Source organism: Micromonospora sp. NPDC047465 (genome assembly GCF_040643125.1).
Lineage (GTDB): Bacteria > Actinomycetota > Actinomycetes > Mycobacteriales > Micromonosporaceae > Micromonospora.
Genome location: NZ_JBEYTP010000076.1, coordinates 1 through 17,992 on the forward strand (window position 1 = coordinate 1; position 17,992 = coordinate 17,992).

The 17,992-nt window shown below is 72.6% G+C and carries 14 protein-coding genes; 9 read left to right on the top strand and 5 right to left on the bottom strand.

The window, feature by feature from the left end:
- From ABZ793_RS33100 to ABZ793_RS33115, 4 genes are all read right to left on the bottom strand, one after another.
- A partial coding sequence (locus ABZ793_RS33100) for a glycogen/starch synthase (RefSeq protein WP_357464652.1) occupies positions 1-248 on the bottom strand: 248 nt, incomplete at its 3' end.
- Positions 249-615: 367 nt separating this feature from the next.
- Positions 616-1,317, bottom strand: a complete 702-nt coding sequence (locus ABZ793_RS33105) for a fasciclin domain-containing protein (protein WP_357464654.1) — start codon at positions 1,315-1,317, stop codon at positions 616-618.
- Between the two features lie 76 nt (positions 1,318-1,393).
- The gene (locus ABZ793_RS33110; RefSeq protein WP_357464656.1) at positions 1,394-3,514 is read right to left on the bottom strand and encodes a M14 family metallocarboxypeptidase; all 2,121 of its coding nucleotides are present in this window, start codon (positions 3,512-3,514) and stop codon (positions 1,394-1,396) included.
- 164 nt (positions 3,515-3,678) lie between these two features.
- Positions 3,679-4,341, bottom strand: a complete 663-nt coding sequence (locus ABZ793_RS33115) for a response regulator transcription factor (protein ID WP_357464658.1) — start codon at positions 4,339-4,341, stop codon at positions 3,679-3,681.
- A gap of 270 nt (positions 4,342-4,611) precedes the next feature.
- Between ABZ793_RS33115 and glgX the strand changes: the two genes are divergently transcribed.
- From glgX to treZ, 3 genes are read left to right on the top strand one after another with little or no spacing between them, the layout of a single operon-like run.
- Positions 4,612-6,729: a glycogen debranching protein GlgX gene (gene glgX / locus ABZ793_RS33120; protein ID WP_357464660.1), complete on the top strand. Its 2,118-nt coding sequence runs from the start codon at positions 4,612-4,614 to the stop codon at positions 6,727-6,729.
- 1 nt (position 6,730) lies between these two features.
- Positions 6,731-9,052, top strand: coding sequence for a malto-oligosyltrehalose synthase (treY, locus tag ABZ793_RS33125; protein ID WP_357464662.1), 2,322 nt, complete (start codon positions 6,731-6,733; stop codon positions 9,050-9,052).
- Entirely contained in the window at positions 9,052-10,785 is a 1,734-nt protein-coding gene (treZ, locus tag ABZ793_RS33130) for a malto-oligosyltrehalose trehalohydrolase (RefSeq protein WP_357464664.1), read from the top strand. The genes treY and treZ overlap by 1 nt, the downstream gene beginning before the upstream one ends.
- 133 nt (positions 10,786-10,918) lie before the next feature.
- Here the strand turns inward: treZ and ABZ793_RS33135 are convergent, their stop codons facing one another.
- Positions 10,919-11,269: a hypothetical protein gene (locus ABZ793_RS33135; protein WP_357464666.1), complete on the bottom strand. Its 351-nt coding sequence runs from the start codon at positions 11,267-11,269 to the stop codon at positions 10,919-10,921.
- A gap of 140 nt (positions 11,270-11,409) precedes the next feature.
- On the opposite strand from ABZ793_RS33135, the gene ABZ793_RS33140 reads away from it, so the two are divergent.
- The 6 genes from ABZ793_RS33140 to ABZ793_RS33165 all read left to right on the top strand — a co-directional run bounded on the left by ABZ793_RS33140 (position 11,410) and on the right by ABZ793_RS33165 (position 17,727).
- A complete protein-coding gene (locus tag ABZ793_RS33140) occupies positions 11,410-12,609 on the top strand; it encodes a helix-turn-helix transcriptional regulator (RefSeq protein WP_357464668.1) in 1,200 nt (399 codons plus the stop codon).
- Positions 12,610-12,723: 114 nt separating this feature from the next.
- Positions 12,724-12,888: a hypothetical protein gene (locus ABZ793_RS33145; protein ID WP_357464670.1), complete on the top strand. Its 165-nt coding sequence runs from the start codon at positions 12,724-12,726 to the stop codon at positions 12,886-12,888.
- The gene (locus ABZ793_RS33150) at positions 12,875-14,032 is read left to right on the top strand and encodes a helix-turn-helix domain-containing protein (RefSeq protein ID WP_357464672.1); all 1,158 of its coding nucleotides are present in this window, start codon (positions 12,875-12,877) and stop codon (positions 14,030-14,032) included. The genes ABZ793_RS33145 and ABZ793_RS33150 overlap by 14 nt, the downstream gene beginning before the upstream one ends.
- A gap of 319 nt (positions 14,033-14,351) precedes the next feature.
- Positions 14,352-15,362, top strand: coding sequence for a hypothetical protein (locus ABZ793_RS33155; RefSeq protein WP_357464674.1), 1,011 nt, complete (start codon positions 14,352-14,354; stop codon positions 15,360-15,362).
- A 151-nt stretch (positions 15,363-15,513) separates the two neighbouring features.
- Positions 15,514-16,065: a YciI family protein gene (locus ABZ793_RS33160; protein ID WP_357464678.1), complete on the top strand. Its 552-nt coding sequence runs from the start codon at positions 15,514-15,516 to the stop codon at positions 16,063-16,065.
- 111 nt (positions 16,066-16,176) lie between these two features.
- A complete protein-coding gene (locus ABZ793_RS33165) occupies positions 16,177-17,727 on the top strand; it encodes a pentapeptide repeat-containing protein (RefSeq protein ID WP_357464676.1) in 1,551 nt (516 codons plus the stop codon).
- Positions 17,728-17,992 lie beyond the last annotated feature (265 nt).

The following is a 17,992-nucleotide window of genomic DNA, read 5'->3' on the forward strand; positions in this document are numbered from 1 at the left end:
GCGTGCCGGGTGACGACGGTGACCTCGTGCCCGGCGGCGGCCAGGGCCACCGACAGGGCGTGCACGTGCCGGCCGAGCCCGCCCACGAGCACGGGTGGGTACTCCCAGGAGAGCATCAGGATGCGGCGGGTCTGCGGGGGCGTGCCCGGCCCGGCGTGCGCCGGGACCTGGGGCCGGGAGGTGAGGGTGGGCCGGTGGACCCGACCCGGGGAGGTGGTGGGCTGCTCGCCGACCCGCAGGGTCGTCACATCAATCTCCGTCCATGCATGAAGGTGCGCGCCGGCAGCGGTGGCGGCGAGACAGTGGTGGGGGTGGCCGAGGGGCCGAGGGGAGACGCGCGGGCGCGTCCCGTGAACAAGCAAAGGGCATCGAGCCCGATCCCGCATCTCGAAAAGGGCCAAGGTGACGGAGGACACCCGCAGCTCCGACCCGTATCAGTCGGGTGGATTCCGGGCACCACCGAAGGGTGGAAACGCACAACCGCCGAAGGGTGGATGGGTAGCCGAGCATGCGCGGCGAGCGTCGACGCGGGCGCCACCGACGACACCGGCCGCCGAACCCCGGGTGCGGGGTCGGCGGCCGGTGTCGTGGGCCGGCTCGGAGCCGTCGGACCGCTCAGTGGTAGTCGTCCTCCTCGCGGGCGGTGTCCGGCAGGCTTCCGAGCACCTTGTTGATCACGTGGATCCGGGCGCCGGCGGCCCGGTAGTCCGCGCAGACCGTCTCGGCCCGGTCGGCCAGCCGGGCCCCCGGTCCGGCCGCGGTGACGGCGAGGGTGGTGCCCGCGAGGGTGGTGACGGAGCCGGCGGCCACCAGTTCGGCGGCCGAGCGCGCCCCGCCGACCAGGTGCTCCTTCAGCAGCCCCCGCAGCGTGTCGGTGTCCTTGAGCAGCAGGTGGTCCAGGTTGGCGGTGGAGAACTTGGCCCGGAAGGCGTCGTCGGTCGGGGCGAGGATGGTCAGCCCACCGGCGGCGGACAACTCCTCGGCCATCCCGGTGGCCCGGACCGCCGCCTCGAACGTGGTGAGCACGGGAATCCAGGTGAGGGCCTGGTCGGGCGACTGGCCCACCAGCGAGCCCGGACTACCCGGCTCGGTCCCCGAGGGCAGCACGTCGCACAGCGGTCCGGTGACCGCGACCGGTGTGGCGTCGCCGGTGCGGTCCGTCGCGGCGGACCTCTCCTGCTGCGAACTGGTGCACCCGGTCACCGCGACCAGGAGGGCCAGAGCAGCCCCGGCCACCGCCCGCCGGCGGCGGGCGACCCGGGACCGGTTTCCGGAGCACGGCCCCGGGGTGAGGGTGTCGGGCACGGTCTTCTCCACTTCGGAACGGGTACGGGTGGTGCCGGCAGGTCGGCGGGAGGCCTGCCGGCACCACGTTCGGGCGGAACTCAGCAGGTCACAGAAGCGCGCACTGGCCGACGTTCGGACCCCGTACGGAGTTGGTGACCTCCATGTTCATCGGCTCGGGGGAGTTGCCGGCGCAGGCCAGCGGACCGTTGACGGTGTTGCCGGCCACCAGCGGGGCCACGCCCGTGCTGCCGGTCACGCTGACCGGCCCGGTCACCTCGTTGCCGACCAGGACGACCGGGCCGTTGGTGCCGGTGGCGCGCACCGGACCCTCGACCGTGCTGTCGGTCATGACGACCCCGGCGGCGCCGGTGGCGTTCACCGGACCGTCGATCGAGCTGCCGTTGACGATCAGCGTGGCGCCGGGCCGCACCTGGATCGAACCCCGGACGGTGGCCCCGTCCAGGCAGGCGACGCCGGAGACGACCAGCGTGCCGTTGTGGGTGCCGGTCAGGGTGGGGGCGATCCGCTCGCCGGCGACCAGGCCCTCGACGGCCTGCTCGTCGAGCAGCAGCGGGATCAGGCCCCGCTGCGGCTGGGACAGCGGAACCAGGTAGCCGTCGGCGACCTTGATCACCTTCCAGCCGTGGGCGGCGATGCGCTGGGCCGCCGTGGTGCGCTTGCCGGTCGGGCCGTCGGTCCGCTCACCGTGGTACTGCTCCTCGGTCAGCTTGTACGCGCACGGCGGCTGCTCGAGGATCCGCTCCGGGGTGGGGGCGTCCACGGGCGGCGGGGCCTCACCCGGGTGCGGGGCGGGGTAGGCCTCGATCTTCCGGGAGCCCCGGAACACGATCCGTCCCTCGTTGGCGGACTGGAACGTGATCGCCTCGGCGCGGGCCTTGGTGATGTCCTTGACGTTGGCGCCGTGGTACCTGAAGAACTCGTTGAACGTCCACAGCGCGGAGTACGTCTTGCGCCGGCGGTTGTTCGCGGTGTTGCTCTCGTCGGGCCGCGTCGGGCCACCGGAGCTGCGCAGCTCCAGCAGGGAGTTGACGACGTTCTTCAGGCCGAGGGTGTTACGCAGGATGGTCTCTTCGCTCAGGCCCACCGTGGCGTTGGAGGTGCAGCCGTACGGGCACGCCCACCAGCCGTCCTGGGCGCCCTGGGCGTACATGTGACCTTCGATCATCTCCTGCGACTCGTCGAAGATTCCCTGCGCCACGTTCTGGTGCCGGGGCGGCAGCATCGGCAGGTCACCGGCGTTGGTGTTGCCGTACTCGTGGCCGTCGTAGCCGGCGATCGGCCGGTAGTCGCGGACCATCTCGGCGAGGGAGAGGGTCTCCGGCTGGCGGATCAGCGAGTGGTCCCGGTTCAGGTCCTGACCGGTGGAGTTGCCGCGGGTGTTGGCGGCCCGCCCGTCGCCGTTGAGCGTCGGCACGATCAGCATGGTGGTCTTCGACAGCAGGTCGAGGGTCCTGCTGTCCTTGGTGAAGGCCAACTGCCGGGCCATGATCAGGCAGGCCTCGCGGTCGCCCGGCTCGTTGCCGTGCACGTTGCAGTTGACCATGAGGGGGTTGGTCGCGGCCACGGCCTCCGGCGTCGCCGGCGGCTTGGGGTAGCCGATGACCAGCATGTTGATCGGCCGGTCCTGGACGGTGCGGCCGATCTCCACCACGCGAACGCGGTCGCTGGCGTTGTCGATCGCGGCGGTGTACGCGTACTCGTTGACGTCGCTGGTGTACTGGGCGCCCAGCGTGTTCTCCCACTGGGTGCGAAGGTTCTCACCCGGGACGGCCGGGTCGCCCCAGTGGGCCCTGGTGGTGCCGCTGACCGGCGCCGAGTAGGGCTGGGCCTCGGTGCCGAACCGGGCCCGGACCCGCCACTGGAAGCCGTTGCCCGGTACGAAGCCCGCGTCGGCGAAGGTCGGCGCGGTGTTGTTGACCTGGCGGTTCGGGCGCCAGACACCGACGATCACCGGCGTGCCGGGCGTGCCGTCCCCGGCCAGCGGGGTCCGCTCGATCTGGTAGTCGGTGGCCCCTTCTACCCGGGTCCACGCCAGCGTGGCGTACCCGTCGCCCTGCACGACCGTGAGGCCCTGCACCTGGTTCGGCTCCGCCTGCTGCAGGGCCGCGCTCGGCTGCCCGTGCGCCTGCCCGGGCACCGCCGTCGCCACGAGGGTGGCGGCGAGCAGGGCGGAGAACACACCGGCCGTTGTCCGTCTGTATCTCAAACCGATCTCCAAACAGGAGGGATGGCTGGGGTGCGCCCAGCACACCCGCACTCGGCCCACCGTTGGCCCACACCCTGCGTTTCTTGAGGATCAGCTGAGGTTTTCGACCCGTTCACCGACGTCGGCGGGCGGTCGCGGACACCCCGGTCGCTCACCGGCCGTCGTCATCCCGCGCGCAGCCGGTAGCCGACGCCCCGGACCGTCTCGACCAGGCCGGCGTCGTCGAGCTTGCCCCGCAGGGCCGCGACGTGCACGTCGAGGTTGTGCCGGGTCCCCCAGGTGGTCTGCCAGACGTCCAACTGCAACCGGTCCCGGGGCACCACCGCGCCGGCCTGCCGGGCCAGCGCCACCAGCAGGTCGAACTCCTTGCGGGCCAGGCTGACCTCCCGGTCGCCCACCCAGACCCGCCGGGCGTCGACGTCGATGCGTAGCGTGCCGACCCGCAACTGGCTCGTGGTCCGGGCGCTGCGGACGGTACGCCGCATCACCGCCTCGATGCGGGCCTGCAACTCCACCATCGAGAACGGCTTGACGACGTAGTCGTCGGCGCCGGCCCGCAGGCCGGCCACCCGGTCGTACTCCTCGGCACGGGCGCTGACCGCGATGATGGCGACGTCCTCGTCGGCCTGACGAAGCCGCCGGCACACCTCCAGGCCGTCCCGGTCGGGCAGGTTGAGGTCCAGCAGGACCAGGTCGACCGGGTCGGCCTGGATCGCTTCGGCGGCCGTCAGCGCCGGCACCACCTCGTATCCCCGGCGGCGCAGGGCGTTGGTGAGGGCAGACGCCACGCGTAGGTCGTCTTCCACCAGGAGAATCCGCACGTACATCCCCCTCGGACCTCGTCCCAGCCGGGTCCTGCGAGTCTGTCCGATGATCAACACCGTGACCAGTGCGGATGCAAGATCGTAACCGCGGCGCTCGGTCCGTGCGGCGGTGTGCGCCGGCGGTATCGGTCGGGTGGATCCCGGTCATCCGCCGATCGGGTGGATTGGTGGCCGAACCCGCGGGGCAATACCCGCACGCGCGCCGCCCGGCCCCCGCCGTGTGGTGCGCTCATGGTGCGGTGCGCGCTCATGATCTTTGGCCGAAGGAGCGACATGCAGGTCTGGCCGGGTGAGCGGTATCCCCTGGGGGCCACCCACGACGGGATGGGCACCAACTTCGCGATCTTCTCCGAGGTGGCCGAGCGGGTCGAGCTGTGCCTGTTCGACGAGGGGGAGCCCGGGGCGGAACGGCGCGTCGAGCTGCGCGAGGTCGACGCCTACGTCTGGCACGCGTACATCCCGGGTGTCGAGCCGGGGCAGCGGTACGGCTACCGCGTGCACGGGCCGTACGACCCCGCGAACGGGCTGCGCTGCAACCCGCACAAGCTGCTGCTCGACCCGTACGCCAAGGCGGTCGACGGCGACGTGCGGTGGGACCCGGCGGTCTACGACTACGAGCACGGCGACCCGGAGCGGATGAACACCGCCGACTCCGCGCCGTTCGTGCCGAAGTCGGTGGTGGTCAACCCGTACTTCGACTGGGGCAACGACAAGCCGCCGCGCACCCCGTACCACCACTCGGTGATCTACGAGGCGCACGTGCGCGGCCTGACCATGCGCCACCCCGACATCCCCGAGGAGCTGCGCGGCACGTACGCCGGCCTGGCGTCCCCGCCGATGATCGAGCACCTGACGACGCTCGGGGTGACCGCCGTCGAGCTGATGCCCGTGCACCAGTTCGTGCACGACCACCGCCTCGCGGACCTGGGGCTGCGCAACTACTGGGGCTACAACACCATCGGCTTCTTCGCCCCGCACCACGGCTACTCCGCGTGGGGCCGCCTGGGCCAGCAGGTGCAGGAGTTCCGGGGCATGGTCAAGGCGCTGCACGCCGCCGGGATCGAGGTCATCCTCGACGTGGTCTACAACCACACCGCCGAGGGCAACCACCTCGGCCCGACGCTGAGCTTCAAGGGCGTCGACAACCCCAGCTACTACCGGCTGAGCGAGGAGGATCGACGCCACTACGTCGACTACACCGGCACCGGCAACAGCCTCAACGTGCGCAGCCCGCACTCGCTCCAGCTGATCATGGATTCGCTGCGTTACTGGGTGACCGAGATGCACGTCGACGGCTTCCGCTTCGACCTCGCCGCGACCCTGGCCCGCGAGTTCTACGAGGTCGACCGCCTCTCCACCTTCTTCGAGGTGGTGCAGCAGGACCCGGTGGTCAGCCAGGTCAAGCTGATCGCCGAGCCGTGGGACGTCGGCCCCGGCGGCTACCAGGTGGGCAACTTCCCGCCGGTGTGGACCGAGTGGAACGGCAAGTACCGCGACACCGTGCGCGACTTCTGGCGCGGCGAACCGGCCACCCTGGCCGAGTTCGCGTCCCGCATCTCCGGCTCCGCCGACCTCTACCAGGACGACGGGCGTCGACCGTTCCACAGCATCAACTTCGTCACCTGCCACGACGGGTTCACCCTCACCGACCTGGTGTCGTACGACGACAAGCACAACGAGGCCAACGGGGAGGAGAACCGGGACGGCGAGAGCCACAACCGGTCGTGGAACTGCGGGGTCGAGGGGGACACCGACGACCCGGCCGTGCTGGCCCTGCGGGCCCGGCAGCGGCGCAACTTCCTGGCCACCCTGGTGCTCTCCCAGGGCGTGCCGATGATCGGCCACGGCGACGAGCTGGGCCGCACCCAGCGCGGCAACAACAACGCGTACTGCCAGGACAGCGAGCTGGCGTGGGTCGACTGGGAGCACGCCGACGCCGACCTGCTGGGGTTCACCCGCAAGCTGGTCGCCTTCCGCCGTCGCCACCAGGTGTTCCGCCGCCGCCGCTTCTTCACGGGCCTGCCGGTGCGTTCCCGGCTGGTCGACGAGCCCCTGCCCGACCTGGCCTGGTACACCCCCGACGGGCGGGAGATGACCGGCGAGGACTGGGGCAACGACTTCGGCCGCTCCGTCGCGCTCTTCGTCAACGGCGAGGGCATCCGCGAGCGCGGCCAGTACGGCCAGCGCCACCTGGACAGCTCCTTCCTGCTCTGCTTCAACGCCCACGACGCGCCGCTGGACTTCACCGTGCCCGGGCCCGAGTTCGGCCGACGCTGGGAGCTGGTGATCAGCACGGCGGAACCGGAACCGGAGAAGACCACCGTGGTCGAGGCGGGCGGCGTCCTCGGCGTGCCGGACCGGTGCGTCGTGGTGCTGGAGAGGACGGCCTGACATGTCGACCACCCCTCGACCGGCCGCGTCCCGGGTCGGCGCCACCTACCGGGTGCAGGTCCGCCCCGGCTTCGACCTGGACGCCACCGCCGGCCTCGCCGACTACCTGGCCGACCTGGGCGTCACCCACCTCTACAGCGCGCCCCTGCTGACCGCCACCCCCGGCTCCGCGCACGGCTACGACGTGGTCGACCACCGGGCGGTCAACCCGGAGCTGGGCGGCGAGGCGGGCCGGCGGCGGCTGCTGCGCGCCCTGCGGGCGGCCGGCCTCGGCCTGGTCGTGGACATCGTGCCCAACCACGCCGGGGTGGCCGTGCCCGCCGCCAACCCCGCCTGGTGGGACGTGCTGCGCCGGGGCCGCGAGTCGGCGTACGCCGGCTGGTTCGACATCGACTGGGACGCCGGCCGGCTGCTGCTGCCGGTGCTGGCCGACGCCCCGGACGCCCTCGACGACCTCAAGCTCGCCGACGGCGAGCTGCGCTACCACGAGCATCGCTTCCCGGTCGCCGACGGCACTGGCGCCGGCAGCGCCCGCGAGGTGCACGACCGGCAGCACTACGAGCTGGTCTCCTGGCGGCGCGGCGACGCCGAGCTGACGTACCGCCGGTTCTTCGCCGTCTCCGACCTCGCCGGGCTGCGGGTGGAGGACCCGGCGGTCTTCGCCGCCACCCACGAGCTGGTCCTGCGCTGGGCGGCAACCGGCGAGGTCGACGGCATCCGCGTCGACCACCCGGACGGGCTGCGCGACCCGGCCGGCTACCTGGCCCGGTTGCGCGCCGCCGCCCCCGCGGCCTGGCTGGTGGTGGAGAAGATCCTGGAGTACGGCGAGGAGCTGCCGGACTGGCCGGTGGACGGCACCACCGGCTACGACGCCCTCGCCGCCGTCTGCGGGCTCTTCGTCGACGCCGACGCGGAGGCCGACTTCACCGCCCTCGACACCCGGTTGACCGGCCGGCACACCTCCTGGGAGGACCTCACCCACGACACGAAGCTCGCCGCCGCCACCCGGCTGCTGTCGGCCGAGCTCACCCGGCTGGCCGCGCTCGCCCCCGACATCGACCGCGAGGCGGGCCGCGCGGCGCTGGCCGAGCTGGCTGCCGCGTTCCCCGTCTACCGGGGCTATCCGCCCGAGGGCGGCCGGCACCTGGCCGCCGCCCGCGCCGAGGCCGGCCGCCGCCGCCCCGACCTGGCCGGCGCGCTCGACGCGGTCACCCGCCGGCTGCGGGACCCGGACGACGAACTGGCGAGGCGCTTCCCGCAGTTCACCGGCGCGGTGATGGCCAAGGGCGTGGAGGACACCGCCTTCTACCGGTGGAGCCGCTTCGTCGCCCGCAACGAGGTCGGCGGCAGCCCCGCCCACTTCGGCACGCCGCCGGCGGAGTTCCACCGCTTCGCCGCCGCCCGGCAGGTGCGCTGGCCGGCGAGCATGACCACCCTCTCCACCCACGACACCAAGCGCTCCGAGGACGTCCGCGCCCGGCTCGCGGTGCTCAGCGAACTGCCGGGGCGCTGGGCCGACCTGGTCACGCGGTGGACGGCCCGCGCGCCGCTGCCCGACCCGGCCTTCGCGCACCTGCTCTGGCAGACCGCCGTCGGCGCCTGGCCGATCGGGCGGGAGCGGCTGCACGCGTACGCCGAGAAGGCCGCCCGGGAGGCGTCGGCCGCCACGAGCTGGGCCGACCCCGACCACGCCTTCGAGCGGGCCATGCACGCCGTGGTCGACGCGATGTACGACGACCCGCAGCTGCGCGCCGAGCTGACCGCGTTCGCCGCCGAGATCACCCCCGCCGGCTGGTCCAACTCGCTGGGGCAGAAGCTGGTGCAGCTCGCCATGCCCGGGGTGCCGGACACCTACCAGGGCACCGAGCTGTGGGACAACTCCCTCGTCGACCCCGACAACCGCCGTCCGGTCGACTTCGCCGTACGCCGGCAGCTGCTCGCCGACCTCGACGGCGGCCCGCTTCCGCCGGTCGACGCCGGCGGGGCGGCGAAGCTGCTGGTGGTGTCGCGGACCCTGCGGCTGCGCCGGGACCGCCCGGAGCTGTTCACCGGCTACCGGCCGGTGCCCGCGCACGGGCGCGCCGGGCGGCACGCGGTGGCCTTCGACCGGGGCGGCGCGGTCGCGGTCGCCACCCGGCTGCCGCTCGGCCTGGCCCGCGCCGGTGGCTGGGACGACACGGTCCTGTCACTTCCCGTTCACGAGTTAACCGACCTGTTCACCGGCCGGGTCTACAGTGGCGGGGAGACCTGTCTGGCCGACCTGCTGGCCACCTACCCCGTCGCGCTGCTGGCTCCCACCCCCGAGTCCGTGGAGGCTGCCTGATGACCGAATTCGCGGTGTGGGCGCCGCAGGCCGCCCGGGTCCGGCTGCGCCTGCCCGGCGTCGCCGACCACGAGATGCGTTCCGGTCCCGGCGGCTGGTGGCGGGTCGAGGTGCCCGCCACCGGCCCCGGCACCGACTACGCCTTCCTCCTCGACGACGACGAGCGGGCGCTGCCCGACCCCCGGTCGGCCTGGCAGCCGGCGGGGGTGCACGGGCCGAGCCGGCTCTACGACCACGCGGCGTTCGAGTGGACCGACCACGCCTGGACCGGGCGGCAACTGCCCGGCAGCGTCCTCTACGAGCTGCACGTCGGCACCTTCACCCCGGAGGGCACCTTCGACGCCGCCATCGGCCGTCTCGACCACCTGGTCGACCTCGGCGTCGACATGATCGAGCTGCTCCCGGTCAACGCCTTCAACGGCGAGCACAACTGGGGCTACGACGGCGTCTGCTGGTATGCCCCGCACCAGCCCTACGGCGGGCCGGACGGCCTGAAACGACTGGTCGACGCCGCCCACGCCAAGGGTCTGGGGGTGATCCTCGACGTCGTCTACAACCATTTCGGGCCCTCCGGGGCCTACGCGCCGATGTTCGCGCCGTACCTCACCGAGCAGAGCAACACCTGGGGCCGCACGGTCAACCTCGACGGCCCGCACTCCGACGGCGTCCGCCGCTACATCCTCGACAGCGTGCTGATGTGGCTGCGTGACTACCACGTCGACGGGCTGCGGCTCGACGCCGTGCACGCCATGCCCGACTCGCGCGCCACCCACCTGCTGGAGGAGGTGGCCGTGGAGGTGGAGTCGCTGGCCACCCACCTCGGCCGGCCGCTGTCGCTGATCGCCGAGTCCGACCTCAACGACCCGCGGCTCATCACCCCACGGGAGGCCGGCGGCTACGGCCTGCACGCCCAGTGGAACGACGACGCCCACCACGCCCTGCACACCCTGCTCACGGGCGAGCGGCAGGGCTACTACGGCGACTTCGGCTCCCTGGAATGCCTCACCGACGTGCTCACCGGCGGTTTCTTCCACGCCGGCACCTGGTCCAGCTTCCGCAACCGCCACCACGGGCGGCCGGTGGACCGGCAGCGCACCCTTGGGCACCGGTTCGTGGCGTACCTGCAGAACCACGACCAGATCGGCAACCGGGCCACCGGCGACCGGATCTCCGCCACGCTCTCCCCGGGGCTGCTGCGGGTGGGCGCGACGCTGCTGTTCACCGCGCCCTTCACGCCGATGCTGTTCATGGGGGAGGAGTGGGCGGCCAGCACCCCGTGGCAGTTCTTCACCAGCCACCCGGAGCCGGAGCTGGCGACGGCGGTGGCGACGGGCCGGAAGCGGGAGTTCGCCGCGCACGGCTGGCCGGAGGGGGACGTCCCGGACCCGCAGGACCCGCAGACGTTCGTCCGCTCCCGCCTCGACTGGGCCGAGCTGGACAAGCCCGAACACCGCGAGATGTACGACTTCCACCGGCGGCTCATCGCGCTGCGCAAGAGTCGCCCCGACCTGTCCGACCCGCGGCTGAACCGGGTGGAGGCGCGCCATGGCGACCACTTCCTGGTGATGCGCCGGGGGGAGACGCTGGTGGCGGCGAACCTGGCCGCGAAGCCGCAGCGGGTCACGCTGCCGGGGGTGGCGCGGCGGGTGCTGCTGGCCACGGGGGATGGGGTCACCGTGATGCGGGACCGGATCGAACTGCCGGCCGAGACGGCGGCGGTCGTGGCGCTCTGACGGCCACCTGCTCCGGCCGATGAGTCTGCTACGAACGGCGACGGCCCGACTGCCGCCCGCTGGTCGCTTCGATGACATCGGGCCGCACCAGACAGGGAATCCGGTCTGAGACGCTCGTGCCGAGTGCAGCAGGCTAATGAGGAGGGTGATGGTGCGGGCGTCGGCTGGTTGACCGTGATCCGGGTGTCTGACGGTGTTCCAATGGCGACGCAGATCGAAGCACCCATGCTTGCAGTGCGGGTTGCACCCCGCGTTCGGTCATTCCCTTCTGAAGCGCAGCCGCCGTGGTGTCGACGTCGTCCCGCCAGGCGACCAGGATGTCGACGTCGCCGGTGGGAAGTTCGACGCCCTGTAACAGAGCAGCACTGGTGCCGACCAGCCGATAGTCGATTCCTGCGGCGTCCGGATCGAGGTCAAGGACCGTGGACAGGACGGTCCGTAGCTCTGCCTGGTCGCGCAGCGCTCTTGCCTTGTTCTGACCCATGGTCGGACAGTGCCCCAGGGTCCTGACAGTGAGATCAGGCGCTGATCTGGCGTTTGACCTTGGTCCGGTTTCAGGTCGGTGGTGCTGCGGCGGGGCGACGCGCCATCGGTACCTCTCCTCGCACGGTAGGAGTACGGTCGATGACTGCAGGGCAGCTGACTGTATTGATCGCCGGACCTGAGTGTAGGAGTGCGACAGTGCCCCCACGCGCAAGGACGATCGTCGACCCACGGTTCGCCGCTGAGCTGCGACGGCTTCGTGAGGCGCGCGGAATGTCGCTGCGGCAGCTCGCCGCCGCCGTCAACCACGGCAAGAGCCTCGTCCACCAGTTGGAGATCGGGCAGACCAAGCCCACCGTGGACGTGGCGCTCCGGCTCGATGACGCGCTGGCGGCGCAGGGCGCGCTGGCGGGGCTGGTCGTCGATGCCCCCGATGGCGGTGAACGCCTCGCGTACGTGACGGCGCGTCCCCGCCGGGTCGATGCTGCCGCTGCACAAGCGCTCGCCGGCCTGCTCGCTGGTTACCGCCGACTGGAGGACGCCATCGGATCCGGGCCGATCATGGCACCGGTCCGTGTCCACCTCGACACCGTTACCTGCCTGCTGCGGGACGCCCCGTACGACGTGCGGCCCGGAGTCGTGGACGTGGCTGCGCAGTGGGCACAGTTCGCGGGCTGGCTGAGCATCGCGCGGGGCGAGGACCGTGTGGCCACGGTGTGGCAGGCGAGGGCTCTCCACTGGGCGACTGAGGCCGGCAACAAGGATCTCGTCGCTACCGTGCTGTCCTTCCAGGGGCATCAGGCGGAAGTGCGGCGTGATCTGCGCGCGATGATCGGGCTTTCCCGGGCTGCGCGCCGAGACGAGACCGTGAACGCGGCATTGCGGGCCTACTGCGCAGGGCAGGAGGCAAGAGGTCTTGCCATGGCCGGAGCGGATGCTGCCGATGTGCTCGCCTGCCTGTCCGAGGCGTCGGACGTGTCGGCCCAGGCAGCGGAGGAACCGTTGTCCCCGTGGGGCTACTGGTACACGCCGTCGTTCTTTGCCGTCCAGCAGGGCATCGTGTGGCGGTATCTCGGCGCGACCGACAGCCGCGCCAACGACCGGGCACTGGAGTTGCTGACGGTCGGCGTCGAGGGAGTGAACGAAGAGGTTGGCGGCGCGGATTGGCACGGCCGCAACATGGTGCATCTGGCCGTGGCGCAGGCGCAGGCCGGAGACACGACGGCCTCTCGTGAAACGTTGGCGACGGCTGACACCATCGCGGTTGCCACCGCCTCACGACAACTCACCCGTGAGGTGACGGAGGCGGCCCACCGACTCGGCCTGTCCGCGATGCCGTAGCGGACGCGTTTTGACTGCTCAACACCCATCGCCGCCCACACGATGATCGTGGGTGACGGCGATAGGACGGTGTTCCCGATCCACCGCCGCGCCCCCCGGTCGATGGAGGTGCGGATGCAGAACGACGAGCCAACGATAAGTCGGGGCGAGCAGGTCGAGGCGGCCGAGCGGGAGGCTGCCAAGAAACGGCTGCTCGCCCAGGCCGAGGCGGAGCGCGTACCGGTGGAGGAGACCACCCGGGCGGTCCCGGACCGGCGGTGGCGGCGTGACCAGCGGTGACGAGCCGATCGGTCGTCGGGTGGCGCGCTGGCGGGTGCGGCGGCGGATGACCCAGCAGATGCTCGCGGACCGCCTCGGCAGGTCCAAGAGTTGGATGGACAAGGTCGAGCGGGGCGTCCGCGCCCTGGACCGGTATCCGGTCATCCAGGAGATCGCCGCGGTGCTGCGGGTCGACCCGCTGGTGTTGCTCGGCGAGGACCGTCCGCCGCCGTCGGCGGATGCCGGCCCGCCGGATGGGGTGGACGGCATCCGGGCCGCCCTCGCCCGTTATGACCGCGAGCCCGTTCGTCCGGTGCCGGCAGGCGAGGTCGAGCGGCATCTGGAGCACGCCTGGCTGACGTACCAGCACGCGCACTACGCCCAGGTGGTGCGGCTGCTGCCAGGGCTGCTCGACGCCGCCCAGGGCTTGCGCGCGCACGCGCCGGAGCTGCTGGTGCAGGCTTACCGGATCACCTCGTCGGTGCTGGTGAAGCTCGGCGAGGCCGACCTCGGGTGGCTGGCCGCCGACCGGGCGGTGGGGGTGGCGGGCGGTGACCCGGTGCTGGCGGCGTCGGCAGTCGTGTCGATCGGGCAGGCGCTGCGCGCGCTGGGCCGGGACCGGTTGGCGCTGGCGGCGGCGGTCGCCGCCGCGCGCCGCGTCGTACCGACGCCGGAGACGTCGATGGTCCACGGGGCCCTGCTGATTCAGGCCGCTCTGGCTGCCGCCGGCTGCGGCGACACCCGCCGGGTCGGGGAGTTGACCGCCCGGGCCGCCGACATCGCCGCCCGGGTCGGGGCCGGTGACGACCCGTACCGGACCAGCTTCGGGCCGGTCGCGGTCGAGTTGGCCCGGGTGGTCGCGGCGGTCGAGTCGGGGGACGCCGGGGAGGCGGTGCGCCGGCACGAGCAGGCGATCCGGCGGGAGGGGTGGCGGCGGCTGCCGGCCGAGTACCGGGCCGCGTACCTGGTGGACGCCGCGCGCGGGTACCTCCAGATCGGTGACCTGCGCGGGGCGGGGCGGATGCTGGTCGAGGCGGACGGCGTCGCGCCCGCCGAGGTCCGGGCCCGGCCTCTGGCGCGTACGGTGATCGCCGAACTTGCCCGGGGTCGCCCGGCGCCGGCCGGCGTGGCGCGCCTGGCGACGCTGGTCGGCCTGACCCGCTGACCGGATCGGCCGGTACGTTGTGCGGCCGTCGCCGGTTCGCGGGCGGAGTCCACTGGTTGCGGGAATCGCAATTCCCATTTCTCGATAACCGCGGGCGTCCTCAGGCGGGGAGCACGGGTTCGTGGGCGCTGGGAGTTGCGCGGCCAATAGCGACTTCTGTTCGAACTGCGCACGGTTTGTCTGCCGGTCGAGCTGTTGACGTTCCCGGTCGCCAAAGAGTCAGTGTCAATTACCTGCCATTCCATTATCTTGTGATCAATGCAAATCAGTCGATACGTTTCCCTGGCCCGAATGGAGCACCCAGGACAAGGGGGAACACTTGAAAACAACCCTACGCTGGTCCGCGACGGCCAGCCTGGCGCTCGCGCTGGTCGTGACCGCCCCGGCGGTCGCCGAGGCGAAGCCGACCACAGTCGAGAGGAACGGCAACACCACCACCACCGCCCGCACCAGTGACGGTCGTGCGATCACCAACGCGGCGATCGCCAAGGAGGTCGCCGCGTTCTGGACGCCGGAGCGGATGGCGAGCGCCGTCGACCTGGACATCGCGAAGCGCCCAGGCGCCACCGAGTCGACCAACCGGGCGCCGAAGCCCGACGGACCGGCGGGCACGGTCGCGCCCCTGGCGCCGAGCGTCGCCAGCGGCGACGACGTCAGCATCCAGCTCAACGAATCAGCGGTCGTCGGCAAGGTCTACTTCACCATGCCCGGCGGCGGTACCGCCTCCTGCTCGGCGAGCGCCGTCGCCAGCGGCAAGCGCCGGCTGGTCATGACCGCCGGTCACTGCGTGCACCAGGGCAGCGGCGGGCAGTGGTACAGCAACTGGCAGTTCGTGCCGCGGTACCGCGACGGTGTGCGGCCGTTCGGCACGTTCGTGGCCTACCAGCTCACGGCCCGCACCGCGTGGATCAACAACAGCAGCTACGACGAGGACATGGGCATCGCCATCATGCACAACGGCGGTAACTGGGGCCTGAAGGTCGTCGACACGGTCGGTGGCCACGGTCTGCGCTGGAACTGGGGCTACAACATCTCCCTGATGACCGCCCTCGGCTACCCGTCGAACCTCGGCGGCGGGGAGAGCCAGTACTACTGCCAGAGTGGCACGTGGTACGCCGGCGGCCAGCAGATCCGGATGTGGTGCAACATGACCTACGGCTCCAGCGGCGGCCCTTGGCTGCAGGAATACAACGACCAGAACGGCCTCGGATACGTCAACAGCGTCGTGAGCCACGGCGACAATCCGGGCAACGGACAATTCGACGGTCCATACTTCGACAATGACATCAAGAGCCTCTACGACTTCGCGGAAGGTCTTTCCCCGGCGTAAGGACACATGACCGGCAGAGCCCCGGCCGACGGCCGGGGCTCTGCGCGTGCGCTCCGTTCCCGTAGCCGGTTTCGGGGCACCGCCCTCGGTGGCATGGGGGCGGAGGTGCCGACACTTGCACCGGTCCGAAACGGAGATCAAGATCTGCGGCATGGAGTTCTTCTGCTACCACCGCGACCGGCGTGATTCCCTGGCACTGCGCACCGAGTTGCTGGAAGAACACTGGTCCTACATGGACCGGTACGCGGCGGCGATGATCGCCCGCGGCCCGACCTTCGCCCCCGACGGGGAAACGCCGACCGGCAGCGTGCACATCGTCGACCTGCCCGATGCCGCCGCCGCCCGGGCATTCGCCTTCGACGAGCCCAACTACCAGGCCGGTGCGTACCGTGACGTGCTGCTGCGCCGCTGGCACAACACGCTGGGGCGCACCATGTGGGACTTTCCCGGTGGCCGGAGCGGTGGCAACCGGTACCTGGTGCTCGGCCTCGGCGCGGGGCGGGCCGCCGACCGGGACCTGCCGCCCGACCGGGACGACCTGATCGCGTACGGGCCGCTGCTGTCCGATGACGGCGCCACCTGGCTGGGCACGGCGGTGCTGGTCGGGGCGGCGGACCCGGACGAGGCGCGCGCCGTGCTGACCTCGGACCGGTACGCCGAGATCGAGGTGCACGACTGGAGGTTTGGCGGACGTCCGTCCTGATCCCAGAGGCGGCGACTTGTCACCGCCCCCGGCTATCCTGCGCCCGCGCCCCGGAACGGTCCCGGCGGCGGGTACCGGGTGGCGGGACAGCCACCCCGCTGGGAGGGTCGCGTGGCAACCGAGGAGGCCGGCGTCGAGGCGTGCCGGGTCGCCGCACGGCAGGTGGCGGAGGGGACGGGCGCGGCGCGCGAGGAAGCCCTGCGGCGGCTGGCCGACCTCGGCGCGACCGACCCGACGCTGCGCCAGCACGTGGCTGACGCGATCTGCGCCTGGCTGCGTACGCCCCGCGCCGCCGACGGCGGGGACGCCCACGCGCGGCGGGCGGCGCTGCGGGTGCTGGCCGGGCTGCTGCGCCCGGCCGGGGCGGGCGACGCGACGCCGCCGGGGCTCGCCGTGGACCTGTCCGGGGCGTCCCTGGTGGACGCGGACCTCGGCGGCTGCGAGCTGGCCGGGGCCCGGTTCGCCGACACGCGGTTCCTCGGTACGACCTCGTTCGCCGGCGCCCGGTTCACCGGCGACGCGGACTTCACCCGCGCGCTCTTCCACGGCGAGGCCCGGTTCGACGGGGCGGTGTTCGCCGCCGACGCGGCGTTCGGGCGTACCCGGTTCCGGGGACCGGCCGGCTTCGACCGGGTGGACTTCGCCGGCATGGCGTGGTTCGGGCGGGGCGAGGACGAGCTGTGGGAGGACGATCCGGCCTGGGACGCGATCGAGGACGTCCGACCCGCGCCGTGGGACGAGCCGAACGAGGACGACCCGGGCTGGCCCGTCGCGGTGCTGATGGGGGACTACCAGAGCTGGGAGGAAGGCGGGGACGGGGCCCGCTTCGCCGGGACCGCGTCGTTCCGGCAGGCCCGCTTCGGTGGCCCGGCCTGGTTCTGGAAGGCCCGGTTCGGTGGGGAGGCGACGTTCCGGGACGCCCGGTTCGGCGCGGCGGTGCGACTCGACCAGCCCACGGTGGACCTCAGCGGCGCACAGTGGGCCGGCGCGGCCGGCGAGCCGGTGGGCTGGCCCCTCGGCTGGACGTCCCGGCCGGGGCCGGACGGCACGAGTGTGCTCGTGCCGGACGAATCCGTGTCGCCCTACGCGCGGCAACTCGGCGACGGCGACCCCGCCGTCCGCCACGCCGGGCTGCGCGCCCTCGGCGAGCTGGGCGACGCGCGACCGGAGCTGCGCCAACGGGTGGTCGACACCGTCTGCGGATACCTGCGCGGGCCGCTGCCGTTCGACGTACGCGGCGACCTGGGCCCCGCCGAGGCCGGGGAGACGGCACTGCGACGCGACGCGCAGCGGCTGCTCGCCGAGCGGCTGCGCCCGGTGGCCGCCACCCCCGACGGGCCGACGCACTGGCCGGGCATGACCCTGTCGCTGTGTGGCGCGACGCTGCTCGACCTCGACCTGCACGGCTGCCACGCGGGGTACGCGGACTTCACCGCCGCCCAGTTCCACGGCGCCACCCGGTTCGACGACAGCACGTTCGACGCTGCCGCCTTCCGGCTGGGCGGGTCCGAGGGGCGCGCGTCGTTCCACGGCGAGGCGACCTTCGCCGGGGCGCGGCTGGACCGGTGGCGCGGGGTCCGGGAGGTGCTCGACGGCGTCGTGTTCCACGCCGGCGTCGTCGTCGACCCTGCCGAGGATCGGGCACCGGCGGGACAGGGCTGAACGGGCGGGGCCGGTCCGCCCCGCGCCCTTGATGGGAGGCCGCGCGTCCGGCGGGGCGGGGTGGGCCGTCGGCCCGTCAGGGCGAGGGCCGGCGAAAGGCCGGGGCGCCACCGGCGCCCACGGCATGGCGCGGCCGGGATCGATCTGTGCCGGCCGCCGGGGACCGGGGCGGCGGCCCCCCCCGGCCCCGCCCGGGGGGGGCAGGGCCCCGGGGCCGGCGGGTAACAAGGGGTGATATCGCGCCGGGCGGGGCGACGCACGTCGC

Bases quoted from the DNA above. Each gene is read 5' to 3' on its own strand.
- ABZ793_RS33115 (WP_357464658.1), bottom strand. From the start codon at position 4,341: ATGTACGTGCGGATTCTCCTGGTGGAAGACGACCTACGCGTGGCGTCT.
- glgX (WP_357464660.1), top strand. From the start codon at position 4,612: ATGCAGGTCTGGCCGGGTGAGCGGTATCCCCTGGGGGCCACCCACGAC.
- treY (WP_357464662.1), top strand. From the start codon at position 6,731: ATGTCGACCACCCCTCGACCGGCCGCGTCCCGGGTCGGCGCCACCTAC.
- treZ (WP_357464664.1), top strand. From the start codon at position 9,052: ATGACCGAATTCGCGGTGTGGGCGCCGCAGGCCGCCCGGGTCCGGCTG.
- ABZ793_RS33135 (WP_357464666.1), bottom strand. From the start codon at position 11,269: ATGGGTCAGAACAAGGCAAGAGCGCTGCGCGACCAGGCAGAGCTACGG.
- ABZ793_RS33140 (WP_357464668.1), top strand. From the start codon at position 11,410: ATGACTGCAGGGCAGCTGACTGTATTGATCGCCGGACCTGAGTGTAGG.
- ABZ793_RS33145 (WP_357464670.1), top strand. From the start codon at position 12,724: ATGCAGAACGACGAGCCAACGATAAGTCGGGGCGAGCAGGTCGAGGCG.
- ABZ793_RS33160 (WP_357464678.1), top strand. From the start codon at position 15,514: ATGGAGTTCTTCTGCTACCACCGCGACCGGCGTGATTCCCTGGCACTG.